The following is a 25,440-nucleotide window of genomic DNA, read 5'->3' as shown; positions in this document are numbered from 1 at the left end:
CAACTCCGGTTCAGCAGCAGCCCCAGCCCGGCCACGACATAGAAGAAGCCCGCGGCAAAGTTGAACCACAACACGAAAGGCACGGCATTGCCGACAGCCGCTTGTGCAGCCTCGCCGCCAAACAGCGCTGTACCTCCGGAAAAGACTGTCAAAAGGCCAAAGACCAGGCCGATGGCACCTGCCGTCTTCAGACCCCAGCCGCCGCGCTCAATCGTGTTCATGTCTTGCTCCCTTCCTGGTCTTCAAGCCGTCCATCGCGCAGATGGAAAAGCCAATCAAAACGGCCGTAGATCTTTTCGTCGTGGGTCACGGCCCGCCCACCCGTCAAGACGTCGCCGCTGTCGACCTCGAACCCGATCTTCGACACGATCCGCGCCTCGACCGTGCCGAGCCCTTAGACCCCTACCGCGGCGTTCCGCTCGACCGTGGCAACCGACCGCTTGGTCAGATACGCATGGGCAGATACGACAGCTGCAACGATTACCACAGCCGCCAGCAAGGCCCGAATCTTTCCACGCATCATGACTGCTTCCTTTCTGTAGCCGTTCCCGTAAACGAAGCCATCTGCACGGCGAGCAACCGCACACCCTCCGGCTGCAGGGAAAACCGTGCGCGCCGAGCGACCAGCGCATCGCCAGCCCCTGGACGAGCGAGATCAGCAGCACGGCGCCATCCGCCGGATCGAGATCTGGGCGAACGGTGCCGGCTTCGCGCGCGCCAGCTCGCCGGCGAGGATGCCGTGAAACGCCGTCATCAATCCGACAAAGGCCTGGGCAAGGGGATCGTTCTCAACACGCAGCTCGCGAAAAACAGGATGGTGGAAGGCGGCTTCGATGAGAGTTCTAGCTGCGCCCGAACCAGCGCCGATCCTGTCTTCCGGCGTGCCGCTAGAGGTAAACGCCTCATCCCACTCTGCCTTCAACCGGCCGCTGATATCCACCGCCACCGCCTGCCACAGGGCCTGCTTGGTCGGAAAGTGACGAAAGATCCCGGGCTGCGTCAGGCCAACGGCCTGTGCAAAAGCACTGGTCGTCAGCCGGTCGGTTCCCAGCTCGTCCGCCAGCCGCAGCGCGGTAACCAATATCTCCGCCTTGCGGTCCTCCACCGTTTCTCATGCCACGGGCAGCTCCATAATTGGTTACAGCAAACTCGCCATTGAACTGGCCCACCACGGTCACGGTCGAAGCCCCGCTGTGGCGTTCGTTCCTTTTTGGGGCGCAACTGCTGAACATCCACACCGGGTGAAATTGCCAAGGGGCTCGGGTGGGCCACGTGTGTGACAAGAGCTTCCGGTCGGCACCCGAGCCGCATGCATGTCGACGATTTCCTGGAGCCCGCGGTTCGTTGGTCTACTCCTGGCCGCCACCCGTAGCGGTCCTCCATCGCCCCTTATGACAAGCCGACTGGGATAGCGAGTAGTGGCGATGTTTGTTCCAACGCAAAGAACCAGGGCAAAGGATGGGCTATTGTCGGACCATGTATTTCCTTGCCGCTCTGGCCCATCGATCCTCCAGGCTATTCCGTTCCCTCTACCCCCTCTGTCGGCGGTCGCCGGCGGATTGGAACGAGGGGCTGGCCCAGGCCTGAACCTTCTTGGCCGTGATGCCGGAACGACCTTGCCACCAAGCACCTTGGGGGAAAGGAACCAGCATGTCTCGGACACGGGAAATACAACAGCGCGGTTTCGCGCGCACACGGCGATCGGTTGATCGCAACGACTTTCGGCACGGCATCTCGCTTGCCGTTCTCATGACATCGACGGCGCTCGGCGGAGGCATGGCGCTTGCCCAATCAGCGGCACCCGGCGCAGTGACCCTGCTCGACCCGATCGTGGTCGAAGGCGGCTGGGACACGTCGCTCGGCTATATCGGCGACCGCCTAAAGCGTTTGCCCGGCGGTGTCGCGCTGGTTTCCGCAGACGACTATGCCTCGAGCGGCTCATCGACGGTATCCGACGCGCTTGCCGGCGTGCCCGGCGTGATCGTCCAGGACTTCTTTGGCGGCCATGACCAACCGCGCATCCAGATCCGCGGCTCGGGCCTGCAACAAAACCCGGTCGAACGCGGCATCCTGATGCTGCGCGACGGCCTGCCGATCAATCGCGCCGACGGTTCCTACATCGCCGGCTTTGCCGACCCGTCGAACGCCCAGGCCATCGAGGTTTATCGCGGCTATCTGACCAACCGTCTCGGGGCAACGGTCATCGGCGGCGCCATCAACTTCATGTCGCCCACCGCAGCGAGCGCGCCCGGCACCGAGATCACGGCGAGCGGCGGCAGCTTCGGCCAGGTCGACACCTCCGGTCGCGCCGGCTACGACGGCGAACGCTTCGATGCATCGCTGCATTTCGATCTCTCCCGGCGCGACGGTTTCCGCGACTACAACAGCTCCGAGCGCGTCTCGGTCGGCGGCAATATCGAAGCCGAACTGTCGGACACAATCACCACACGGCTGTTCTTCGGCTACACCGATCTCGGTTTCGACGTTGCCGGCCCGATCAACAAGGACGCCCTGGAAGACGACCCGTCGCAGGTGTCGAGCGGCCCTGTCGTCACCCCGTCGGGCGTCATCAATCCCGGCCCCAATGTCGATCGCGACAAGCCGCGACGCGACGCCAGCCAATATCTGATAGGTTCGCGCTCGACCATCGACGTCGGCGAGCACCAGATCGACATAGGTCTCGGCTATACCTATACCGACGATACCTTCCGTTTCCCGATCTCCTCGGGCATCCGTGAAACAGTCGGCGGCGATGCGACGGCGCTTTTGCGCTACACCTACCAGCCCGACGCTGACAGCCTTCTACCGCTGTTCGAGGCGAGCGCCCAATATGCCTTCGGCGCGGCCGAGCGGCGCTACTATCTCAACGAATCCGGCCAGCGCGGCGCCCTGTTCGGCGAGAACGACCTGGATTCGACGACGCTCTCGCTCCATTCGGCCTTCAATATTCCACTCGCCAATACCTGGACCATCTCGCCCGGCCTGTCCTTCGCCCACGCCACCCGGACCAGCGATGACACCTATTCGGCAGCGACCCGTCCGACGATTGCCTATAATCCCGCCAACCCGACGGCGCGCCTGCCGAACGGCGCGGTACCCACGGTGAGCACCGACTACGATTATAGCTACAATGCCTGGAGCCCCAGCCTTGGCATAACCTTCGAGCCAGCGCCCGACCAGATGCTGTTCGCCGCCGTCAGTCGCAGCTTCGAGCCGCCGACCCATGACGACCTGCTCGCCACCGTCAACGGTACGCCGAACAGCAGCCCGGGGCGCCCGGCGCCCGGCAATCCGGGGCTCGCCGCCGCCGCCTTCTCGACACCGGATCTCGAGGCCCAGACGGCCACCACCGTCGAATTCGGCTGGCGCGGAAGCCATGGCGACCTCGGTTGGGACATGACGACCTATTATTCCTGGATCGACAATGAACTGCTCAGCCTGCGCGACGCGACAGGCGCTTCCCTCGGCGCGATCAATGCCGATGAGACGACCCACTTCGGCATCGAACTCGGCCTCAATGCGGAGATCCTCGACCGCCTCACCGGACGTCTGGCCTATACTTACCAGGACTTCCGCTTCCGCGACGACCCGTTGCGCGGCAACAACCGGCTGGCGGGAGCACCGCGTCATGTGATCAATGCCAGCCTTTCCTACCAGGCCACCGAGGACTGGTCGCTCGGCGCCAGCCTCAAATGGGTGCCGGACGAGACGCCCGTCGACAACATGAACACGCTCTGGGCTGATCCCTATGCCGTGGTCGACCTGAAGACCGAATACCGGATCAACGACCATGTTTCGCTGTTCGGCGAGATCACCAATCTGTTCGATGAGAAATACGCCTCATCGACCCTGGTCGTCGATCAGGCCACCGCCGACCAGGCTGCCTTCCTGCCCGGCGATGGCCGCGGCTTCTATGTCGGCGTCAAGAGCCGCTTCTGACGCGAAGCCCTGCGACGCGCCGCAATCCGGCGCGCCGCACAATTCCTTGCGTCACGACAAAGAAGACCTGCGTGACATGACGCATGCTGGGATTGCAGTCGAAAGGGTGCCGGGCGTTGAACCGGCCCATCGGTTGGCACCGGTCAAGCTCCGCCTCGCTCCAAGGAGAAACGAACATGTCGTTGACCATTGATCTCGATGCCGCGGAGATCGTCGCACTCGAGCGCAATCATGCCAGGCTCCTTGGCCTTTGCCTCACCCTTGAGGAGATTGCCGATTCCATTCCTTTCGACGTCGACAGCACCACGTGCCGCGAGGTCGCCGAAACCCTCGGCCCGCTGCTGAGCGAGGCTCACAGGCTTGAGGAGCAAATCCTCTTTCCCGACTTCGACAGGAACGCCGGCTCCTGCTTCGCCGCCATGATGATCGAACGGCTGAAGGCCGAGCATCGTTGTGACGGGTTGGCTAGCGAGGAAATGGTCAAAACGCTCGAAACCTTGGCCGAGGGAAAATGCCCGCTGCCACCCGAGACGGTTCGCTACATGCTGCAGGGTTTCCTCGAAGGTCTGCGTCGCCACGTCTCCTCCGAGCGGCTGATGATCGAAACACTTCTCGCCGCCAAGGCCGAGGGACGGGACGTCTTTGCCTGATCGCCCGCAGCCGCAAGCCACTGTTTGTTCTGGCACAAAGAAAGCCGGCTGACAGCGCCTTATTACATGACTAGATTATTCATGTTTTAAACGAGGCGCTCATATGATTTCCGACCAAAGCCTTTCGCCACAAACCGCCACGACCGCTCCCAAGAAGCTGGCGTCGCAGCCGCTCGTTTCGCGCCGCGCGGTCTGTGCTGGCTTGGCCGGCGCGCTCGCCCTGCCCTTCATCCGCCGCGCCAAGGCCGGCTCGCTTGCCGAACTCACACTCTTTGGTCCGCCGGCCGGCCCGTCAATCACGCTTGCCTATGCAGTGGGCGCCGGCCTGCTGCGAGAAGTCGCGGACAAGACGTCATTCAAGGTCTGGCGGACACCGGACGAAATGCGGGCCGGCCTGACCTCCGGCCAGATGCAGGCGGTGGTGATGCCGATCACGGCGGCGGCCAATCTCCACACGCGCGGTCTCGGCGTGAAGCTCGCCAATGTCATGACCGATGGCCTTCTCTACGTCATCACCACCGACGCATCGATCCGGCAGATCACCGATCTCAAGGGGCGACGGATCACCGTCCCCTTCCCCAATGACACGCCCGAGCTTGTCTTCGATGCGGTCCTCGCCCAAAACGATATGGCCGAGGACGTGGAGGTGGACAGGGCCGGCACGCCAATCGAAGCGATCCAAATGCTTCTCACCGGTCACATCGACATCGCACTTGTGCCGGAACCGGCGGCAACAGCCGCCATGGTCAAAGCGGCAACCTCGGGCAAGACCGTCTATCGTGCCATCGACATGCAGGTCGAATGGGGCAAGGTGACCGGGCTCGGACCTTCGATGCCGCAAGCGGGGCTTGCCTTCGCCCAGGCCTTCCTGAGCGAGCATGCAGACAAGGCCGCGCCCCTGCTCGCAGCGCTCGAAAAGGCGACCGCCGCCGTGATCGCCAACCCCGCCGAGGCCGCCAGCCACGCAGCCTCCGCGCTCGAACTGCCCTGGCCGGTGATCGAGAAGGCGATCCCCCATTCCAATCTGGTTGCCACGCCGGCAAAGGCCGCCCGGCCCGCCATCGACGCCCTGCTGACCGCGATCGCCAAGGTCAATCCCCAGATGATCGGCGGCAGGATGCCGGACGACACGCTCTATCTCTGAGGACATGAGGATGTTGTCGATAGCCGATCGCACCGGCCGGGCCGGACGGTTCCTGTGGTCTGCCTGGGCAGGCCTTGCCGGACTGTCCGTCTTTGCCGCCGCCTGGCAACTCGGCCACGAGGCCTATGGCAGCTTCATCCTGCCCTCACCGGCAGAGACCTTCACAAGCCTCGTCGCCCTGCTGGCGAACAAAGAAAGCTGGGCGCTGGTCGGCGCAACCGCCAGCCGGGCATTGGCCGGCTTCTCGGCCGCCGCCGGAATCGGAACGCTCGCCGGCGTTCTCGCCGGCTACCATCCGGCCGCCATGCGGCTGGCCCGGCCGCAGATCACCCTGCTCCTCGGCGTGCCGCCGATCGCCTGGATCGTTCTCCTGATGATCTGGTTCGGCACCGGGGCCGGCACCGTCATGGCAACGGCCACCATCGCCTGTCTGCCGATCGTCTTCATCGGCGCGGCGGAAGGTGTGGCGAGCCGCGACCGGGCCCTCGACGACATGGCGCGGGCTGCCGGCGCGGGACCATTCACCCGCCTCTTCCGCGTCGCGCTGAGGCAGATGCTCCACACCCTGTTTCCGGCCCTGGTGATGGCGCTCGGCACCGCCTTCAAGGCCGCCGTCATGGCCGAACTGCTGGCCAATGCCGGCGGTGTCGGCGAGCAACTGGCCATTGCCCGCGCCAATCTCGACGTGGCCGCAGCACTCGCCTGGATCCTCCTGTCAGTCGCCGCACTGATTGCCGTCGAATACGGTCTGCTGCAGCCGCTGCGTGCCGAGTTCGAGACCTGGCGCGAGGCCGCAAGGCCTTGGGGAGTGAAGCGATGAGCATGCTGCATCTCGACCGAATCGGTCATTCCTTCCTTGGCCGCACCGTACTGGACGGCGTTGACCTCGAAATTGCCGCCGGCGAACTGGTAGCTCTGGTCGGCCCCTCCGGCTCGGGCAAGAGCACGCTTGCCCATATCGCCGCCGGCCTCGTCGAGCCGCGCCAAGGCCGTGTCACCCGTGCCTATCGCCAGCATGCGGTGATCTTCCAGGAACCCCGGCTCCTCCCCTGGGCCACCGCCGCCGACAACATCGCCTTCGGTCTCAGCTGTCAGCGCCTCTCGCGGGCCGACCGCCGCGCAAGGGTGTTGGCGGTCGCCGCGCGCGTCGCTCTCGAACCCGCCGATCTGACGAAATACCCCGCCCAGCTCTCCGGTGGCATGCGCCAGCGCGCCGCGATCGCCCGGGCACTGGTGGCGGAACCGGACTTCCTGTTCTTCGATGAGCCCTTCACCGCCCTTGATGTCGCGCTCAAGCGTCGGCTGCAGGACATCGTCATCGATACGGTCACCGCATCCGGCCGCTGTGGCCTGTTCATCACCCATGACCTGAGCGAAGCGGTGCGCATCGCCCATCGGATCGTGATCATGGATGGCAACGGACATGGTATCCTCGGCAGCCGCAGCGTGCCGCTGGTCCCTGGAGCTCGCGATGAGGTGATGGTCTTCGAGACCGTGCAAGCCATGCTCGGGCACGACCGGCTGTTTGCCCATGTCAATGATTGCGACGAGCGGAGTGTGGCATGACCGCGATCCTCCTTGCTCCCCCCCAGGCGCGCAATCGCATCGTCGATGCCATGACCGGCGAAGGGCTGCGACTGTTCTTCCCCCTCGCCGCGCTGCATGCAGCGCTCTGGCCTCTGTTTTGGGTCTTACTCTGGAGTTTGGGCCTGCCGCTGACGAGCGAAACGGCACCGGGACAATGGCATGCTCAGGAAATGATCATCGGCTCCTTTGGCGCCGCACTCATCGGCTTCCTCACCTCGGCGCTGCCCGAATGGACCGAAACGCCGCGCCTGCATGGTCGGCCGCTCTTCGCGCTTGCCGGCCTGTGGGCATTTGCGCGCATTGCCGGCTTCGTCGGCTTCGAGCCGGCGATCGTCGTCGCGGCGCTTGCCGATCAAGCCTGGCTTCTATTCCTGCTGGCCTATGTCCTTTTCCTCTCATGGCGTCGCCGCACCACGGGCTTTCTCGGCTTCGCCGCCCTGCTCGGCGCACTCGCGCTTTCCGCCGGCGGCATTCGGCTGGCCATGCTCCAGGGCGACTTCGACGCCGGCGAGACGGCGATCCGCATCGGCGCATTCGCCTTTCTCGGTCTGCTCGGCCTTGCCCTTGCCCGCATCACCGTGCCGGTCACCAATCTCATCCTCGATCCGAGCGAGACGACCTCCCCCTACCGCCCCCATCCCGGGCGCGTCAATCTGGCGCCCGGCCTTGTCGGGCTGCTGTTGATCGCCGAGATGGCCGGTCTGTCCGAACCGGTACGCGGCTATCTGATGATCGCCGCCGGTGCGGCTTTTCTCGATCGCGTCGCCGAAGCTTTCGTCGGCCGAGAGGCGTTCAAGGCCGAGCTCGCCGCCCTCTGGCTGTCCAGCGCGCTTGCCGGCGCCGGGCTCCTGCTGGCCGGTCTGTCCCATATCGGCCTGCCTATACCCTTCGTCGGCGCCCTCCATCTCATGCTCATGGGGGGGCTCGGTCTCGGCGTGCTCGCCGTCTTGTCGATCGCCGGCCTTCTCCACACCGGCCAGCCGCTTGTCTTCGCCGGATCGACCCGGATTGCCATCCTCCTCATGCTGGGCGCCGTCCTCCTGCGCGTCGCGCCGGACGTCATTCCCGGGCTTTCGCCTCCGGGCGGTCAACACGGCCTTGCCGCGATAGGCTGGACCCTTTCGCTGGCCCTCTGGCTGAAGACCTACCTACCCTTGCTCTGGTCGAACGCAACCCTTTCTTCCGAAAGCTGCTGAAAATGTCCCGCCCCATCGATAAACGCTCCCCCTCGCTGATCGCCCATTTCTTCACCGGCGGTTTTCGCCCCTTCTTCCTCCTCGGTGCCCTGCATGCCGCACTGATGATCGCGCTCTGGGTGCCGTGGTTTCTCGGCTTCATCCACGTTCCAACTGCCCTCTCACCGGTCGTCTGGCATCAGCACGAACTGTTGTTCGGCTTCGTCCCCGCCGTGATCGCAGGATTCCTCCTTACTGCCGTGCCCAATTGGACCGGGCGCAAGGCGTTCACCGGCTGGCCGCTCGCCTTCCTGTTCGCGCTCTGGCTTGCGGGGCGCTTGGCGATCGCCGGCTCCGAGACAATAGGCCTCTATGCCGCGATGACTGTGGCCGGCGCCTTCCTTCCTGTTCTGGCAGGACTGATCCTGAAAGAACTCGTCGCCGCCCGCAACAGCCGCAACTACAAGGTCGTCGCCGTCATCGGTGTTCTCTTTGCAGCACAGCTGGCCTTCTTCCACGAATTCGACCGCTACGGGCGTATCGATATTGCCGACCGGATGGGGATCGCCACCATCATCTTCCTCATCACTCTCATCGGCGGCCGTATCATCCCGAGCTTCACCGGGAACTGGCTGCGTCAGAACAATCCAGGCCCGATCCCGCCGGGCTTCAACCGGTTCGACCTCACGGTCATGGTGCTGTCCGCGCTGGCGCTTGTCGCCTGGCCCATTTCCGCCGCCGTCCCTGTCCTCGTGCCTCTCGCCGGCCTGGCCTTGCTGGGCGTAGGGAGCGCCCAATTCGCCCGCCAGCTCCGCTGGAAGCCGGAACGAACGCTGGCCGAACCGCTCGTGACGATCCTGCACGTTGCCTTCTTCTTCGTCTCGCTCGGTTTCCTGCTGAGCGGCGCTGCCCTTCTCCTGGATGATGCGGGCCTTCGCACCGCCGGCGTCCATGCCTGGACCTCCGGCGCGATCGGTACCATGACGCTTGCCGTGATGACCCGGGCAACACGCGGCCATTCCGGTCAGGCGCTCCTTTCGCCCGCCACGACCACTTTTGGCATATACCTACCGATCGTGCTCGCGGCCGCGCTGCGCATCGGCACAGCCCTCGCGCCGGAATTCACCATGATCCTTCTGCCCCTCTCAGGGCTCATGTGGGTCGCGGCCTTCTTGGGTTTCGTGGCCTTCTATAGCCCGCTTGTCATGCGCAGGAAGATTGCGTGAGCCCAGCCGCCTGGGCACCTGACACCGCCAATTGCCCGCGCGCGGCTTGAGCTTCGAATGTTCTACGCAAGCGTACCCTGCGGATGGTATAGTGCCGCCGGTTTTTGTCACATAGGAGAAAGGGCCTTGCCGGCTCTTTGGCAGGTCTGCTTCAAGGGCATTTGCCCATGCAAGAGGCTCCACCAAGACCGCTAGATACGATGCCGCAGGCAAATGCGATTCCGCAGTTTCTCCCGGTTCGATCGGTTGTGATGTCGTCTCTCCCGGTCGCACCACTGATCCGCAATCTGATTGATGACTGCAGCTGCGTAGCGCGTTGTAGTTCGAGGTGAAATCGCGGAGCTGCTTGCGTTGGCTCAAAGAAACAAGACGTTTCTCGACGCCTAATGCGAGCAAAGGGTCCGATGCCCGGGCTGATTACTCTGCGCCGCTGGCTTCGTGACGGCTAGCTGCCGCCATAGAAGGCGTATGAAGATGAATCGGACTTTATCACAGGGCGAACGCGAAGTGTCCGGCATCCAGGGAAACAAAACGACACGGCGAAAGATGGCGGCACCACTGCAAACACTGGGTGTCGGCACGAAGCTTGCCGACGCGGCACCTTTTGGCGGGCCAATCTACCGAATCCACGAGGGCTGTATTATTCTGAGCAGACGAATGCACCATGGCCCAGTGCAACTCCTCGATGTCTACGGGCCGGGCCGCATCTTTGTTCACCCTGGAGCGCCCAATTCAGCCGAGGTGCGGATTGAATGCCGCTTTGAAGTGCTTCTAGCGCGGAAACATGCACGCATTATCCACGAATCTCTTTTGGAGAATCTCGATCGTTCCCACCGACATGTGGCGCTCCTATGCGGCAAGACGGCGGTCCAGCGGGTTGCGACCATGTTGATGGACCTTGCACTCCAGTTTGGCGCTGACCCCGTTGCCCAAGGCAAGCTTTTGCTGCCGCTCACGCGACCCGAAATCGGCAGCTGGCTGGGGCTTAGAGGCGAGACCGTGTCCCGCATCTTTACCCAGCTCATAGGACAGCAGACAATTTCGGCGGATACTCACCGAGGCGTTCACATAAGAGACTGGCGCGCTCTGACCCTCATCGCAGATGGTTCCGATTGAAACCGATGACGAAGTGGTAACGGTCCCACCACTGTCACGAGTGTCAAGCGGCATTGTTTCTCACTGTCCGGCTCCTCCCGAGCGGGAAGGTGCCTGCGTGCGGACATGTTGGAAGTCAGAAGAAGAGCTTCTCACTCTGAAGCGCCTGCACTTCCCGAAAACATGAACAACTCATTCCAGAGGAAGCTCATGCCAGCTTGTGCGCTTCGCTCCTGAAGCTTCTTGCTGGCGCCGAACGAGTGGCGCAAGCTGCCGCCACACGAGAAGCTCTGCTTACAAACGGCGCTGGGAACCCTTGGCAGGCTCAAAGAGGTCATCCGCTGGCTGGCCCGCAGGCAAAGCCGCTATCTGCGGGTGATGGACGAACCACAAACCTGCGTTGAACGGCGGACCGCCGGCCATCTGTCCGGCCATCATTGATCTGTTGTCTGCCCTCTTGCGACCACACTCATGCAGCAGCAGTCCTTCAGAGCGCGGGATCGCTTCCAGGGCCGGTAAAGGTTCAAGCTCGGAGTGCTTAGGATATGCAAAGGGCCGCTCGCGGCTCTCAAGGAGGGGAGAAACTGCAATCGGTAAACCAATCCTAGAGATGCTCACCTCGTCAGCGAGGGAATGGACTTTTGATCCATCGACTGGGTAGCTGGGTCGGCGTACTTTGCTTGTCATGTGTATCTCAGCCGGCATGAGCGAAGGACCTCACGAGATTTGCGCTAGACCGGTCCGGCACGAAGGGCCGGGCGCGGGTCGCGATATAGCTGTCGAGTTCGCTTCCCTGCAACGGCCGTCCGAACAGATAACCCTGAGCGAAGTCGCAGCCGTGGGCGCGCAGGTAGGCGAGCTGGCGCTCGTTCTCTACACCTTCGGCCACCACTCGCAGGTCAAGGCTATGGGCGAGTCCGATGATCGCGCGCGCGATAGCGGCACTATCCTGGCTGGTTTCAATATCGCCGACGAAGGAGCGGTCGATCTTCAGCCGGTGCACCGGAAAGCGCTTGAGGTGGATAAGTGAGGCGTAGCCTGTGCCGAAATCATCGAGCGCAATCCTGACACCGAGGCGGACGAGTTGGTCAAGTGTCGGCAAGATCGTATCAACGGCACGGTCGAGCAGGACATTCTCGGTAATCTCTAGTTCGAGGCTGGATGGCGCGATTCGGAACCGCTTTAGCATCGCGGCAACCTGCTCGACGAAGCCGTTGAGCTTCAGCTGCGGCGCTGCCACGTTGACCCCAATCGTGCCGCAGGCGAAGCCTCCCTTCTCCATGGCCTGGACCGAGGCGAGCGCCTTTTCCAGCATGAAGCTTCCGAGCGGGATGATAGCGCCAGTCTCCTCCGCTACGGGAATAAACTCCCCAGGTGAAACCGGCCGCCCGTTGAGATTCCAGCGCGCAAGCGCCTCGAAGCCGACATGACTGCCGTCAGCGAGCGAGACCTGCGGTTGAAGCGCGACGGCTAGCCGTCCGACCATCAGATCGCCCCTCAGCGCGGCGGCCAGTCTTTCGCGCCGCTCCAGGGCCGAGCGTATGGCCTTGTCGAAGATGCGCCAGCCGCCACGGTTGGTGGCCTTCGCCTCATAGAGGGCGATATCGGCGTTCTTCATCAGTTCATTGGGCGTGTTGGCCTGATCGGGAAACAGGCTGACGCCGAAGCTGCAATTGGGCAGGATGCGGTGCGCGCCGATGGCAACAGGTCTCGAAACGGCGGTGCGGACCCGGCCCAATAGCCGCTCGAGCGACTCGCGGCTGGCGACCTTCGGCAGGATGAAGGCAAACTCGTCTCCGCCGAGGCGTACGATAATATCGCTTGCTCGTAGCGCCACGCCGAAGCGGGCAGCGACCTCCCGGAGCAGGGCATCCCCGGCATCGTGTCCCAGCGTATCGTTGATCGACTTGAACCTGTCCAGGTCGGCAACCACAAGCGCGCCCATGTAACCACCGCGTCGAGCGCGAGCGCAGGCCCGCTGCAGGTAGCCACCGAGCACAGAGCGATTGTAAAGGCCGGTGAGAGGATCATGCTCAGCCTGTTGCTTGATGATGAGTTCAGCGCGCTTGAGATCGGTAATGTCGGTGCGCACCCCCACCGTGTTGCCAGAGGCTGAACGTCGTTCGCGCACCTGCAGCCAGCGATCGTCGCGCAGGTGCTGGACTATCGGGCCGGTAGGCCGGCGGAACTTGGCGAGGCGAGCGGCAAGGTAGCTGGCGACGCCTTCCTCCATGTCGTTCGAAATCACGAACTGCCCACGTTCCAGGGCGAGTCTCATCAAGTCCTCGAACCGCGCGCCCGGCACGATGTCCTGCGCTATCGTACCGTGGAGTTCACGATAGGCCTTGTTACTGAGGATCAAGCGCTCATCTGGGTCGAAGGCGGCGATGCCGTCCGGAATGGTTTCGATGATATCGCGCAGCAGGGTTTCGACCCGTTCGCGGCGTTCGTTCTCCGCGCTCAGATGCGCTTCGGCCTGCTTGCGTTCAGTGATGTCGTAGCGAATGGAGACATAGCCGTCGATGCGACCAGCATCGTCGAGATAGGGGACGATGGTTGTATCGACCCAGTATGGCAGGCCATCCTTGGTTCGGTTACAGATCTCGCCGCGCCAGATCCTGCCATTGGCGATATCGCGCCAGATGGCTGTAAAAAACCCCGGTGGGTGATGACCAGAATTGACGATGTTGTGGTAGCGACCAATCAGCTCGTCGCGCCCGTAGCGGCTGATGCGACAGAAGGGTTCATTGACGTGGGTGATCCTACCCCGCCGGTCGGTAATCGCCACGATCGCATGCTGGTCTAGCGCGGTCTTGTACGCTTCCAGCAGGCCGGTGAGCGCATGAATCGGGCGGGTTACCTTTGTGGCGACGATGAATAGGGCCAGAGCACCAAGCGCTGCGGCGAGAGCCAGCAGGACAGAGCTCGCCACGAGGCTCCTGAAGCCGCTCGCCTCGGCCTGGCTGGCCTCATTGCTAGTCACCCCGCCCGTGGCGTCCGAAAGGGCAATGAGGCTGTCTATGGCGCGGGTCGCCGCCACCACCCATTCATCGCCGTTGACGGGATAGGGGCGTCCCTCGATGCCAGCTGCATAGACGCTTTCCCGCAGGGTGGCAAAAGCGCCAAAGAACTCTGCCTTCGCCATCTCGATGGTCCGAAGCACCGCCGGATGGGCGAAGGGGCGGTCGGCATACACCTTAATGGACACCCAAGACTGTTCGAGCCGACCGCGATATTCCGCGAGCGTGGCAAGGCTCTCGTCATCGAGCCGTCGCTGGCGGGCGATCATGCTTCCGAGCATCGCTCGCTCGCGGCCAGCATATTCGCTGACGACCCACAGCGCTTGCCGGAGATCGAGCATGATCTGTGTGTGGACGAGTGCCGTGGCCGGCACTTCCTGGGCGGTGACGTGCAATTCCTGCAGCGACATGATGAGCGCTGTGACGACCGGAACCCACTGGTCGACAAGGGCCCGATCGCGAGCCGAGCCGGGAAGCGTCAACTGCCGGTCAATGTCGCGCCGGAGAGAAACGAGAGCGTCTCGGGCCTCACTCATGGTAGCGATCAGGCCGTCTTTGCCGGTAAAATCAGTTTCGTCGAGCACGCTTTCGAGTGCCGAAGCCAGGGCCACGTCGCCGAGACGTCGCAGTTCGGCGATCCGCGCTACCTTATCCGGATCAGCGGCGGAGACCGCAGCAAGCGCCGTGTTGATAACGCCCCGCTCGGCGGCAAGGGACCTGGCACCGGTCAGGAAGAGACCACCAATCTCGGCATTGCGGTGCATGATTCGCGCGCTTCGCATCGTTTCCCATGCCGAGAGCAGGTTGGCGGAAGCAGCGAAGAGCAGTCCGACCACGAAGATCGCCAGGATAGAGAAGAGCAGTGCACGGATGGTCAGTGATATCTGGCGCGCCTGCGCCGACGAGACGCCAGCTGCACTATAAATCGTAGAAGTACCTTGGGTATTCACTGTACATTCCTTCGACGGACGGACGTCCGTTCCGTATATTTGTGAAATTCCGGTGGTCATTGGTGCTTAGTGCAGGTGCCGCAAAAGGAAAATATGCATCATTAATCCTCCTGCATGCTGTCACGTTAGGAATGAATATTTTTTCAGAGACGGTATGACGGCTACCCTGAGGCAAATGCAGGTTCGTGGCGTGCAAGAGCCGGCCCGTTCGAAAGTGCAGTTGAGGCAATGCGTCCTTCCATCGAGAGCACCACCACGGCGACTGCCAGTCATCATACCGCCGCCAACCGAAGGAGGCACCCACATCGGTTCATCCTTCAGTTGCGAGCGATGAGGCAATGGTAGGACGGGAGCGGCGTTCCCGTCCGATTCTGGTGTTAGGCAATCCTGGCTGGCGCGCCGTCAGGCGGCCACAGCCGATCTCGGGCCCTGAACCTGTGCTGCGGCAGGCTGTGTCAATGCGGACGCTTGGCCGAAGCGGAACCGGGCCAGCAGTCGATTGAGACCAGCCGCTTCCAGGGCGAGGCTGTGACTGGCGGCGGACGATTGTTCGACCATAGCGGCATTCTGCTGGGCGCCCTGGTCCATCAGATTGACTGCTTCATTGATCTCCCCGAGACCAATGGACTGTTCCCGCGCCGCCTCGACGATGGCCGCTACATGGCGGTTCACCTCCTGCACTTCGCCGACGATCAACCGCAGGGCATCACCGGTCTCACCGACGAGTGAGACGCCCGATTGAACCTGCCCAGCAGAGCTCAAGATCAATGCCTTGATTTCCTGTGCGGCTCTTGCAGAGCGCTGGGCCAGTTCCCGCACCTCCTGGGCAACCACTGCAAATCCCTTACCCGCGTCCCCGGCGCGAGCCGCTTCGACCCCGGCATTCAGAGCCAAGAGGTTCGTCTGGAAGGCAATATTGTCGATGACCGTGATGATGTTGTTGATCTCGTGGGATGATGCCTCGATAGCACCCATGGCTGCCACCGCCTGTGCGACTACGACGCCAGAGCGCTCCGCCTGCTCACGGGTACGGGACACGAGGGTGCCGGCCTCTCCTGCCCTGCGGCTAGTGTCGCGGACGGCGGTCGTGATCTGTTCGATCGCAGCGGCCGTTTGCTCGACCGAGGCGGCCTGCATCTCCGTGCGCTTGGCTAGATCATCGGCCGCCGCGCGGATCTGTTCGGAACCAGCATAAATGGCCGAGGCATTGTCGCCGACTGATCGTAGCGCATCTTCAAGTTTGGCCGCCGACTCGTTAAAGTCAAGGCGAAGCTTGTCGAGATCATTGGCAAAGTGCGTATCAATACGATAGCCGACGTCGCCCTTCGCCAACTGGCCGAGTGCGGTAGCAAGCGCGTCAGTCGCTTCTTTTAGTTTCTGCGCTTCGGCAGCCCTTTGCGCTTCCCGTTCGCGCCGTTCCTGTTCCGTCAATTCGCGATTGCCCAGGGCTTCGGCCTCCAGGCGCCGATTATTAACTGCGGCATCGCGGAACACTCCGACCGCGCGGGCCATCTGCCCGACCTCGTCTTCACGTTCCACCGAGGGAATGACGACCTCCATGTCACCGTCAGCCAAGCGCGACATCGTCATGGTCAGGGATTGGATTGGGTTTGCCACACGGTATGCGACGACCCGGAATGCAAAACCGCCAAGAACAAGCGTCAGGACTAGAGCCGAGCCACTGATGATGACATTGTTGCGTCCGCTATTCTCGATCAAGTGCGTGTATTCCGCGGTCGCTTCGCCAACCGCCTGAGAGAGTTGTAGGAGACTGTCGATGCCCTTGGTCGCCGCTACCATCCACTGAACCGCGCTGAGGGGATAGATCTCGTTGCCGGCGCCCGCGGAGTAGACCAATTCCCGGACCTTTTCGAAGCTGTCGAAATAGGCCGCTTTTGCTTCTTGGATCGCCGTGAGAATCAGAGGACTTGCGAATTCGCGTTTTTCGTAGGCCTCGACCTGAGCCCATGCCTGTTCCACTCGCCCCCGGTGTTCGGATAGTGTCGACAGCGTTCCGGCATCAAACTTGGCATTGCGGGCAAGCATGCTCCCAATAAGCGCCCGCTCGCGCCCTGCATATTCGCTGATCACCCACATGGCCTGCCTCAGATCTAGCATGATCTGCGTACGGGCCAGTGCCGATGGCGGCACAATCTGGGCCGCGGTACGCAATTCTTGCGACGTCATGATCAACGCTGTGATCGTCGGCACCCATTTGGCCGAAACGGACACGTCCCGTGCTGAGAGTTCCAAGGTAAGCTGTGCATCAACGGTCTGGCGTAGCAGCTGGAGGTTTTGCCGGTCCGTTGTCACCCTGGAAATCAGGGCTTCCCTTGCGGGGAAATCCGAGGCAGAGCGGACTTCGTCAAGCGCGGCATCAAGTGCGTCTTGACTGCGCTTGCGCAAATTCTGGACCTCCGCCAGAAGTTCCGCGTCTGCCTTGGCGGACGCAGACAGGCTTGCATTGGTCAAGCCTCGCTCCGCTGCGAGTGCCCCTGCACTCTCAAGAAAGAGGCTTCCCACGCCATTATTGGCACGCATCATCTGGGCGGTGCGCATGCTATTCAGCGCCGTGGTCATGCTGACAAGAGCAAAGCCGAGCAAGCCGAGAATGAAAGCTGCGACAATCAAGAATAATGTGCTGCGGATGCCGCGCGAGGATTTTCGGCTGTTGCGTGGCGCGTTAACTTGAAATGTTGCACCCGATGTTCGATGTGCGTTTGCGAGAAAAGTCATAGGAATACCTCCCAGTATCCAAGGATCGGTGGATGAAAAACATATGTGAAGGGTTTCGTAGTGAAGTGTGTACCGCCCGCGCTGCGGTTCAGGAAGCTAGCGAGGGAAGCACTCCGGCAAGGCGCCCGGCGGGGCACCAGTCGAAACGATACCGTATCTGCTAGAGATCGCTCCAGCCGTAACTATCTGCAGGTCGCAGTGTGCAATGGCAGCGATGTTCGGGCGTTCGTTAGAAATTACATGTTTGGACAGTTCTTCCACATGCGCCTCCCGCATACGCCATGAAAATGGCATGCCGCGAAAACAGAACTTGATTGAACAAAATGGATGCCGGCACCAGAATGGTGATAACAAAACGAATCTTGTTTTATAAAAATACCCTACAAATTCAGGGTTAATTACCACTTAACGGAAATATTCGATATGCAGATTTATTGTGCATTTGCTCGAATTTGTAACTGATGGCTTGAGCTCAGACCTCTGGCTGCACGCGTCTTGACGATCTCAGGCCTTCTGAAGCTGGGATGTGCCCCGACGCAGGACTTTAGAGTCATAAAAAGGCTGCCGGGGCTAAGATAAACGCAGGCATAGTCCGAAGGATCAACCTTGCCGCTATCTTAGATATATTATCTTTCAAGCTGATACTCACCAATTTACTTTGGTCTATCGGTCGCGAGCGAGAGTCGGTCGTGAACCGAAATGTTGCGAGACGATGCGATGGTCCCGTTCCATGCCGCCTGCCTTGAGTACGAGATCTTGCCCAGTGTGCGATGGCGCCGAGGTGGGCCTCCACCAACGCCCCGAGGCGATGGCCGTCTTCTCGGCATACCTGCTCCGCTTCCCCATCACAATGGACGGCTCCATCCGCACTGCCGCCGCAGTAGCCCTGCATGCGACCGCTGTCAAACCTCGACCCCAGCTTACGCGGGGGCCGGTCCCGTCCCGGCGGCAATCGTTGCGTTGGCGACTGATAATGCCTTCCTGGAAGGGCTCCATGGCAGGAGGCTGGCGTCTCGGCGGCATGGCCAGACTTATTGCTTGGGCCAATGTGAGCCAGCACCGTACCATCAAGCCACCGCTGAACGGAGCGGGAGTCCGATAAACTCAGCCCCCCCAGTCCTGAACGCAGCCAACTGACCTCGCAGCTTGGTCGCTTCCAGTGCGAGTGTCACCGAGGCGGCGTTGGTCTCTTCTACCATGCTGGCGTTCTGCTGAGTGATCTGATCGAGCTGGCCGATCGAAGCCGTGATCTCCGCCAATGCGACCGATTGCTCCTTGGCCGACTGGGCGATGGCGAGCACTTGCCGGTTAACGGTCTGCATCTGCCGCTCGATGCCATGCAGCGCCTCACCGGTGCGGCCGACCAGATCGACGCCGTTCGTCACATCCCTCGACGCCTGGTCGACCAGGGACTTAATCTCCTTGGCGGCGGAGGCCGAACGTTGCGCCAGTTCGCGGACTTCCTGGGCAACGACGGCGAAACCCTTGCCGGCCTCCCCGGCGCGAGCGGCTTCAACGCCGGCGTTCAAGGCTAGGAGGTTGGTCTGGAAGGCGATCTCGTCGATCACGGTGATGATGCGGCCGATGCGTTCAGACGACTGGGCGATTTCATGCATCGCCCCGACGGTCGCGTTAACGATCGCGGTCGCCTCTGACGTGTCACGGCTTGCCCGACCCGCCGACTGCTGCGCCTCGTCGGCGCCGCTCGACGACATCTTGACGGCGGTGGCGACCTGTTCCAGCGCGGCGGCGGCCTCTTCCAGCGCCGCGGCCTGGCCCGCAGTGCGCCGGGCCAGGTTGTCGGCGGCACCACGCAGCCCAGTGCAGCCGTCATCAATCACATTAGCATTGCCGCCTGCCATGGAAACCAGCCGCTCCAGGGTTTCAACGGATCGGTTGAAGACCAGGCGAAGGCCATCGAAATCGGCATCGAGCGCCGTGGCAATCCGGTAGCGCAGGTCGCCTGAGGACAGTGCGTCGAGACCATTTTCCAATTGGCCAAGAGCGCCCTCCAGAGCGCGAGCGCGTTCCGCCCTTTCCTTCTCCGTCGCTTCAGTCAAAGCCTGCCGCTCGGCACCGCGAGCGAGATCCTCCTGTCTCTGGCTTTCCGCCTGACGGCGCGCCTCGTCGAGCGCGCGCGCGACCGCCCGCGACATGGCACCAACCTCGTCCCTGGCGGTCGCCTCGCCGACGCTGACATTCACATCGCCGTCGGCCAATCGTTCAATGGCTGCGGTCAGGCGCTTGATCGGCCGGACGACGCCAAGCCCGATCGCCAGCGACAGCAGCACGGAACCGGCAAAGGCGGAGGCGAGCACGAGGCCAAGCGTGATCAAGACGCGCTCCTCCGCCGCGGCGGTGACAGCCGCATTCTGGCGGATTGCCTCCAGAAGTTTCTGTTCCAGCGCCCTCATGGCGTCGATCCGCTCGGTCGCGAGGCGATGCCAATCGGCAGCGGCGAGTGCGGAAAGGTCGGAGCCGACCCCAGCCGACAGCAGGCGCTCGCGCATCATGGCAAATGGGCCGGAAGCAGCTACGCCGAGCGTTTTGGCATCTTCGGCAAAGGCCGGCGCATTCGTTGAAAATTCTTCAAGCAGAGCGACCTGCGAACCATACAGCCTCGAAAGGCGCAAGAGGACTGCCCCGTCGGCGACGCCAGCCATGATCACGCTATTGCCGGTCGCCCGCTCCTGGCCCGCCAGTTCCTTGGCCTGCGAAAACAGATTGTAGGCGGCGATTTCCTCGGCGATGGCGCTGCCTGAGTCCAGATCGCCAAGTGCTCGCGACAGGGACAGGAAGCCGGCGACGATGTCGCTGTAGCGCCGCGTCGCTTCAGTGGGCGCAATCGTGCGACCGTCAACGTTCCGGCGCAGGTCAGCCAACATCGCCATTGTCTCCGACAGTTCGTCGCCGGACTGCGCCTTGGTGACGGTGGCGATCTGTTCCAACCGCCCGGCGGTGTCGTCGACCACCTGGCGGGCATTGTTCACGGCATCGTCCCGCACCCGATCAGCGATTGCAAGCGCGCCGGCAGTTTCGCCGCGCTCCTTTTGCACGGCATGGACCAGATCGCCGATCGCCGAGATCTCTCCGCTGACAGCCACAAGACGTGTCGCGGAACGATAGGCGCCGATACCCTCAGCGATACGGTCGTAGGCAAGCCATGCCGCCAGCAGCGCCGGAATGGCGGCGCACATCAGGATTCGTTTGGTGAGGGATATGTCAGAAATCTGCATGAGGGATGGCTCCGATCGACGCCGGCCTCATGCCGAACAACCGGAATTCATGTCCGGCCGAGCTTACTAAGCACACATACAGGGCGTCTTCTTTGCTGTGCCGCAAACTCACGGCCATGTTTGCCGCCAGCTGCACCGGCGCATTTTGAGCAAGCGCGTCGACATATGCGCTTGAGGATCATGAAACCTGGACTTCGCGCCAGAGGCGCGCCTAAGTCCAGCGCCGCATCGGCCGAGACCCTATTCCGCCGCTGGCATCAGGATACAGGTGCCGCGCGGGATCTGGCACCCAGCAGCCAAATGACAGACAGCAACAGCAGCGCGGTGATCAACAATTGGGCGAACAGGGCCTCGGCGACGGGATAAAGGCCGAAATAGAGCTGCAGCCAGGGCTGGTCGGGAAACCAGGAAACCGGTGTCGCGGGCACAAGCGCAGCCGTTTGCAGTCCACGAATGCCATTGCCGACAAGCGTGACGCTCATCAGTGCCAGCAAGGCGCCCGTCACCCGGAAAAATGCCTTCACCGGCAATCGGGCCTCAAGGCCGAGCATGAGGTAGGCGACCGCGACGGCCAGAACGGCGCCGACCACAAGGCCGCCCAGAACCGGCATGGCCGGGGCGTCGGCCAAAAGGGCTTCGTAGAACAGCACGGTCTCGAAGCCCTCGCGAAAGACCACGAGAAAGGCCAGTCCGAAGACCGTCAGGCCACCGAACATGGTTGCGATTTCCCCCGGCCCGGACGCCATCTCGGCCTTACGCCGGATGTGCGCCAACCAGTCGCCGACATAGGCCTTGCGGAAAATCCAGTGGGTGACATAAAGCAGCACGCCCGCCGCAAGCAGGGCGGTCGCGCCCTCCAGCAGTTCACGCTGCAGCGTGCTCATGTCGAACAGTTTGCCAACCGCCAGCCAGAGCGCGAAAGACGCAAGCAGGGCGGCCGAAACACCGCCCGACACCGGCAGCCGCCAGCCAAGCAGACCGCCGGCCGGCGTTCCTCCGGCCTTCAGGGCGCCGATCATGCAGGCAAGGACAAGAACGGCCTCCAGCCCCTCGCGCACGAGAATGGCCAGCGACTGCAGGAAGGCTCCGAGCGAAGAGAGCTGGCTGTCGAGGATCGTATGCGCCTGCACGGTCGCGGCCTTCATGCGCTCGACCACCTGCCTCAGCACCACTTGCGGCCCCTTGTCGGCGATCAGGCGTCCAAGACCCGCTTCCGATGCGCTGCCCTCCCAGAAATCGGCCTCCATCTTCAGGGCCAGCGCCGGCGCTCGCGGCATCAGCCTCTGTTCGATGTCGGGATCGAACAGCGCATAGGCCTCGAGCCGCTTCAGTTCGGCCTCTTCCCAATCGCCGGCTTCGGCCACCAGAAGGATTTCGTCGAAAAGATCCGGCAGCATGCCGAGGGCAAGCCTGTAGCCGCCTTCGCTCGACAGGCCATAGGTGTCGGCGATGCTCTGTATCGCCTCCTGCGACAACGCCCGGACGCGATCTTCATCGCCCTTTCCGTCAATCACCGTTTCCATCTCGGCCAGGATGGTACCGAGCCGTTCGAACGCCTGCGGCGAACGGGCGGCGAGGTCCGCGCCGAGGTCGCCGAACAACATCGCCGCCCGGTCACGAAACAGGCCGGCCTCGAAATACTCAAACGGAATGGTGACCGCGCCATCCCGCACACCCTTTTCGTATTCCACCGGAACCAGGCCGATGAACCGCGACAGCAGTCTCACGCGGCGCTCGCGGTCCTCGGGCGACAGGCTGGTCGGGGAATAGGTCGCAAGACTTGTCTCCAGCCGTGCCAGAACCGGATCCGCGCTCCCGGATGGGCGGGATCCCGCCTCGGCGAGGGCGGCCTTGATCGCTTCGGCCTGCTGGTGTCCGATCCGGGCGGCGATATTGTCTGACAGAAGGTCGCGCAATCCGCTCGCCCGCGCCAGCGCATGGGCGAACTGCACGGGATATCCCGAGGCGAGATGCGACCGGCTCTCAGCGATCGAGCGGCGCAACTCGCCGGCATAAACTCCGAGAAGCTCCGCCTCTATCACCTCCCGGGCCTTCGCCGGCTCCAGGCGCCGGGCCAGGACTTCCCGCATTGCGATGGTGGCGGCGGTATCGCGAGACGTGCGCGCATATTCGCGAATGTTCAGCCACTGAGCGGCGTCTTCGGATCGCCCTTCGTCGAGCGCCGTCAGCGTGGCATTCACGGCCCCGTCGAGCAAGGCCGTCCAGAGCCGCGCACGCGCAGCCGAAGCCGCCGCGGCATTCCATTCGGAAAGAGCGGCCGCGAAGTCGTCAACCGCGTCGTCAATCGGCGCGACGGCGTCCGCCGCGCCAAGCCGATAGGCGGCTTGCAACCGGTCTGTCCACAAGCGCCGCACCCGCTCGATGCGCGCCGACATGTCCCTCCGGGCCAGGTCGTCGGGCGCGCGGAACAACAGGCGTTGGGTGGCCGCGGTCTCGCTTCTAAGCGCCTCGGCATCCTGCCAAGGCACCGCCGCCGCGCATGGCGGGGCGAAGGCACCGACAAGTGCCAGCAGCATGATCACGAGCGCGGGGTATCGGCCAATCTTCACGGGCGTACCTCTTCTGTCGCGGGCAGGACGAACCGTTCCGCCGCCAGTTCGAATGGAGGAATGACGAGGTCTGTCTTCAGCGTGTTATAGGCGAATTCCTGGGTCGCGACGCGGTACCAGAGCCTGGCCTCCAGGCTGAACGGACCTTCGGCGCCGGGCGGGACGTCTGTCTCGTAGGAAACCACATCCTCGCCCTTGGCGGGAACGCCGGCGCGCACATGCGAAATCCCGGCGGTGATGAAGGTAAGGTGATCGGGGATGCGTTTGCCCTTTGTGTCGATGAAATCCTCGCGCCAGACCACCGCGTCCGGATCGGTTTCTCCGCGCACGGGGTCGAACGCGCCGGAATGAAAGATCTTCCGGCCCGCGCCATCCCTGACGACCACCTCCAGCCACATGTATTTCTGGTCGATCACGCCGGTCGGCAGGTTGTGGCCAGCCCCCAGATTCTGGACGGCGACGGCAAAGCTCAGGCGATCCTTGTCGAGCGAGCCGCGCCGGAGCGAAAGTCCGGCGGCCGAGCGCAACAGCGCGCGGGTCGCCTCGCCCTGCCGGGCGATCAGTTCGGTGTTCCTGGCATCCGACAAGCCCGGGACGATACCGCCGCGTAAGAAGGTGAGATTGCCGCCGAGACCGGTATCGAACATCAGATAGTTCGATCCGACGAAATTGTGGGCATAGCGCTCCGGTTTCGCAAGGTCACCTTCCCGGATCTGGCGGACATAGGCGGCCGGATCCGGGGCCATATGGCAATCCTGGCAGGTGACGTCGTTGCGGCCATACCAGCTCTCCTTCCATTCGCTGAAGGTCGTCTGGACATGCTGCCGACTTTCCGCCTTCGACATTGACGCGTCATAGCCCTCGGTGTGGCAGGCGCCGCAGAAATCACCGCTGGCGATCAACGCATTCGTCGCCGCCCCGCCATAGGCTCGGGCATGGTCACGCGGCGCGGCGAGGATCATGGCATTGGAGAGCTGGTCAACTCCGGTATTGACCGCCAGCGTTAGCGCGCCATTGCCCTCTTCAGGATCGGCATGCGTCGCCGTATGGCACATGACGCAGGTGATGCCTTCGGTTTCAGCCGCCGACGGCATGACCGACTTGAAGCGATTGGTCCGCCCGGCCAGCACCTCGCCGGGCGCATGACAGCCCTCGCAGAAGCGTGCTTTCTCGATGCCGTCCTTGTGCAGGTCCTCGTTTGCCTCGACCGCCCGCTCGTACACTGTGTCGCGCCCGGCGATGGCGTGCAGGGAGGGCGCCCATTCCTCGAATTCGCGCTGGTGGCAGGTGGCGCATTGCGCCGCCGACGGAATGACGGCGGGGTCGACCATCCTGCCATTCTCGGTGTTCAGCCGCGAGGGCCAGAACGGCCTTGGCCGGCCCGCTTCGTCCGGACCGAACGGCAGTTGGTAGAACGGAATATCGGCGAGCGGAACGCCGGGTTCGGCGGCTTTCGGCCCAAACAGTTCGGCGCCGACGATGACCAGAAGTCCGCTCAGCATGCCGAGCGCCAGAAGCGGGAGATGGGCCTTGAACTGGTATTTCATGACGAAGCCCCGCGCCTGTCGGAGGCCGGCTTGCGCCAGTGCTGAAGAAGGAGATGCAAGAAGAGGCCCGAGGCGGCGGCGAAAGCGCTCCAGAGATGCAGGAAGGTCAGCACACCCGTCGTATCAAATTGAAAGAACCATACCCTTCCGGCGAGATATGATGCCAGGGGAATGATCATCACCAGGCCGGTTCCAAACACCAGCAGGTAGCTGGCCAAGAGCAGCCAGCTTAGCCATGTGAACAGGGGACGCTGGCTCTTCGGCAAACCATGAAGCACATGCGGGCCGATCCAGGACGCGAACATGGCGACGCCGACCAGCCCCAGAACGATGTGCAGCACGAGCACCGTCTCGCCGGCATTCCAGTTCCGCGCGGCGAGGAATTCGATGTAGGTCCCCGTGCCCAACAGAACCGCGAACAGGATCGTCAGGAGGGAGGTCCGGCGAACGGCCAGCCTACTTGGGCCGCGAACCGTGACGGCGCGCGGCATTTGCGCATGTGTCGGGGATTGAAGGCTCGTCATCGATGTCCGGTCCCGGCGGCCGACGCAAATAGTCGACCGCA

At 62.9% G+C, this 25,440-nt stretch carries 17 protein-coding genes and 1 pseudogene; 9 read left to right on the top strand and 9 right to left on the bottom strand.

The annotated features are described in order from the left end of the window. The 3 genes and pseudogenes from L867_RS0115810 to L867_RS26520 all read right to left on the bottom strand — a co-directional run. Positions 1–221, bottom strand: a pseudogene (locus L867_RS0115810) (hypothetical protein); the annotation flags it as partial. Continuing rightward, a complete protein-coding gene (locus L867_RS27825) occupies positions 218–367 on the bottom strand; it encodes a hypothetical protein (protein ID WP_210163644.1) in 150 nt (49 codons plus the stop codon). The gene L867_RS27825 and the pseudogene L867_RS0115810, both read right to left, overlap by 4 nt. 288 nt (positions 368–655) lie before the next feature. Further along, positions 656–1,105, bottom strand: coding sequence for a TetR/AcrR family transcriptional regulator (locus tag L867_RS26520; protein WP_028737774.1), 450 nt, complete (start codon positions 1,103–1,105; stop codon positions 656–658). 545 nt (positions 1,106–1,650) lie between these two features. On the opposite strand from L867_RS26520, the gene L867_RS25525 reads away from it, so the two are divergent. The 9 genes from L867_RS25525 (at position 1,651) to L867_RS27460 (ending at position 11,257) form a co-directional block, all read left to right on the top strand. Then, positions 1,651–3,939, top strand: coding sequence for a TonB-dependent receptor family protein (locus L867_RS25525; RefSeq protein WP_332308402.1), 2,289 nt, complete (start codon positions 1,651–1,653; stop codon positions 3,937–3,939). A 176-nt stretch (positions 3,940–4,115) separates the two neighbouring features. Then, positions 4,116–4,589 carry a hemerythrin domain-containing protein gene (locus L867_RS0115785; protein ID WP_028737773.1) on the top strand — a complete coding sequence of 158 codons (474 nt, stop codon included), beginning with the start codon at positions 4,116–4,118 and terminating at the stop codon, positions 4,587–4,589. Positions 4,590–4,692: 103 nt separating this feature from the next. Next, a complete protein-coding gene (locus L867_RS0115780; protein WP_084638586.1) occupies positions 4,693–5,733 on the top strand; it encodes an ABC transporter substrate-binding protein in 1,041 nt (346 codons plus the stop codon). 10 nt (positions 5,734–5,743) lie between these two features. After that, the gene (locus L867_RS0115775; RefSeq protein WP_028737771.1) at positions 5,744–6,553 is read left to right on the top strand and encodes an ABC transporter permease; all 810 of its coding nucleotides are present in this window, start codon (positions 5,744–5,746) and stop codon (positions 6,551–6,553) included. Further along, positions 6,550–7,299, top strand: a complete 750-nt coding sequence (locus L867_RS0115770; RefSeq protein WP_028737770.1) for an ABC transporter ATP-binding protein — start codon at positions 6,550–6,552, stop codon at positions 7,297–7,299. The genes L867_RS0115775 and L867_RS0115770 overlap by 4 nt, the downstream gene beginning before the upstream one ends. Next, positions 7,296–8,516: an NnrS family protein gene (locus L867_RS0115765; protein ID WP_028737769.1), complete on the top strand. Its 1,221-nt coding sequence runs from the start codon at positions 7,296–7,298 to the stop codon at positions 8,514–8,516. The genes L867_RS0115770 and L867_RS0115765 overlap by 4 nt, the downstream gene beginning before the upstream one ends. Before the next feature lie 2 nt (positions 8,517–8,518). After that, positions 8,519–9,721: an NnrS family protein gene (locus L867_RS0115760; RefSeq protein WP_037173571.1), complete on the top strand. Its 1,203-nt coding sequence runs from the start codon at positions 8,519–8,521 to the stop codon at positions 9,719–9,721. Between the two features lie 468 nt (positions 9,722–10,189). Then, positions 10,190–10,837, top strand: coding sequence for a Crp/Fnr family transcriptional regulator (locus tag L867_RS26515; RefSeq protein WP_028737768.1), 648 nt, complete (start codon positions 10,190–10,192; stop codon positions 10,835–10,837). A 222-nt stretch (positions 10,838–11,059) separates the two neighbouring features. Continuing rightward, the gene (locus L867_RS27460; protein WP_146086538.1) at positions 11,060–11,257 is read left to right on the top strand and encodes a hypothetical protein; all 198 of its coding nucleotides are present in this window, start codon (positions 11,060–11,062) and stop codon (positions 11,255–11,257) included. A gap of 253 nt (positions 11,258–11,510) precedes the next feature. Here L867_RS27460 and L867_RS26510 read toward each other — a convergent pair whose 3' ends face one another. The 6 genes from L867_RS26510 to L867_RS0115725 form a co-directional block, all read right to left on the bottom strand. Then, positions 11,511–14,786, bottom strand: a complete 3,276-nt coding sequence (locus L867_RS26510; RefSeq protein WP_051439031.1) for an EAL domain-containing protein — start codon at positions 14,784–14,786, stop codon at positions 11,511–11,513. A gap of 402 nt (positions 14,787–15,188) precedes the next feature. Beyond that, the gene (locus L867_RS26505) at positions 15,189–17,522 is read right to left on the bottom strand and encodes a methyl-accepting chemotaxis protein (RefSeq protein WP_232363946.1); all 2,334 of its coding nucleotides are present in this window, start codon (positions 17,520–17,522) and stop codon (positions 15,189–15,191) included. Positions 17,523–18,589: 1,067 nt separating this feature from the next. Then, positions 18,590–20,719: a methyl-accepting chemotaxis protein gene (locus L867_RS25505; RefSeq protein WP_051439029.1), complete on the bottom strand. Its 2,130-nt coding sequence runs from the start codon at positions 20,717–20,719 to the stop codon at positions 18,590–18,592. A 296-nt stretch (positions 20,720–21,015) separates the two neighbouring features. Next, positions 21,016–23,328: an FTR1 family iron permease gene (locus L867_RS0115735; protein ID WP_028737767.1), complete on the bottom strand. Its 2,313-nt coding sequence runs from the start codon at positions 23,326–23,328 to the stop codon at positions 21,016–21,018. Further along, positions 23,325–24,875, bottom strand: a complete 1,551-nt coding sequence (locus L867_RS0115730; protein ID WP_028737766.1) for a multiheme c-type cytochrome — start codon at positions 24,873–24,875, stop codon at positions 23,325–23,327. Before L867_RS0115730 ends, L867_RS0115735 begins: the two co-directional genes overlap by 4 nt. Further along, positions 24,872–25,399 (bottom strand): hypothetical protein, encoded by a 528-nt coding sequence (locus L867_RS0115725; protein ID WP_146086539.1) that lies wholly within the window; start codon positions 25,397–25,399, stop codon positions 24,872–24,874. The genes L867_RS0115730 and L867_RS0115725 overlap by 4 nt, the downstream gene beginning before the upstream one ends. Positions 25,400–25,440: the final 41 nt, after the last annotated feature.

It is taken from the genome of Paenirhizobium selenitireducens ATCC BAA-1503 (assembly GCF_000518785.1).
In the GTDB taxonomy this organism is placed as follows: Bacteria; Pseudomonadota; Alphaproteobacteria; order Rhizobiales; family Rhizobiaceae; genus Allorhizobium; species Allorhizobium selenitireducens.
This window is presented reverse-complemented; position numbering and strand designations above follow the sequence as displayed.

What these genes read in the sequence shown, in the direction of transcription:
- L867_RS25525 (WP_332308402.1), top strand. Translation starts at nt 1,651, where the DNA reads ATGTCTCGGACACGGGAAATACAACAGCGCGGTTTCGCGCGCACACGG.
- L867_RS0115785 (WP_028737773.1), top strand. Translation starts at nt 4,116, where the DNA reads ATGTCGTTGACCATTGATCTCGATGCCGCGGAGATCGTCGCACTCGAG.
- L867_RS0115780 (WP_084638586.1), top strand. Translation starts at nt 4,693, where the DNA reads ATGATTTCCGACCAAAGCCTTTCGCCACAAACCGCCACGACCGCTCCC.
- L867_RS0115775 (WP_028737771.1), top strand. Translation starts at nt 5,744, where the DNA reads ATGTTGTCGATAGCCGATCGCACCGGCCGGGCCGGACGGTTCCTGTGG.
- L867_RS0115770 (WP_028737770.1), top strand. Translation starts at nt 6,550, where the DNA reads ATGAGCATGCTGCATCTCGACCGAATCGGTCATTCCTTCCTTGGCCGC.
- L867_RS0115765 (WP_028737769.1), top strand. Translation starts at nt 7,296, where the DNA reads ATGACCGCGATCCTCCTTGCTCCCCCCCAGGCGCGCAATCGCATCGTC.
- L867_RS0115760 (WP_037173571.1), top strand. Translation starts at nt 8,519, where the DNA reads ATGTCCCGCCCCATCGATAAACGCTCCCCCTCGCTGATCGCCCATTTC.
- L867_RS26515 (WP_028737768.1), top strand. Translation starts at nt 10,190, where the DNA reads ATGAAGATGAATCGGACTTTATCACAGGGCGAACGCGAAGTGTCCGGC.
- L867_RS26505 (WP_232363946.1), bottom strand. Translation starts at nt 17,522, where the DNA reads ATGACTTTTCTCGCAAACGCACATCGAACATCGGGTGCAACATTTCAA.
- L867_RS25505 (WP_051439029.1), bottom strand. Translation starts at nt 20,719, where the DNA reads ATGTGCGCCGCCATTCCGGCGCTGCTGGCGGCATGGCTTGCCTACGAC.
- L867_RS0115730 (WP_028737766.1), bottom strand. Translation starts at nt 24,875, where the DNA reads ATGAAATACCAGTTCAAGGCCCATCTCCCGCTTCTGGCGCTCGGCATG.
- L867_RS0115725 (WP_146086539.1), bottom strand. Translation starts at nt 25,399, where the DNA reads ATGACGAGCCTTCAATCCCCGACACATGCGCAAATGCCGCGCGCCGTC.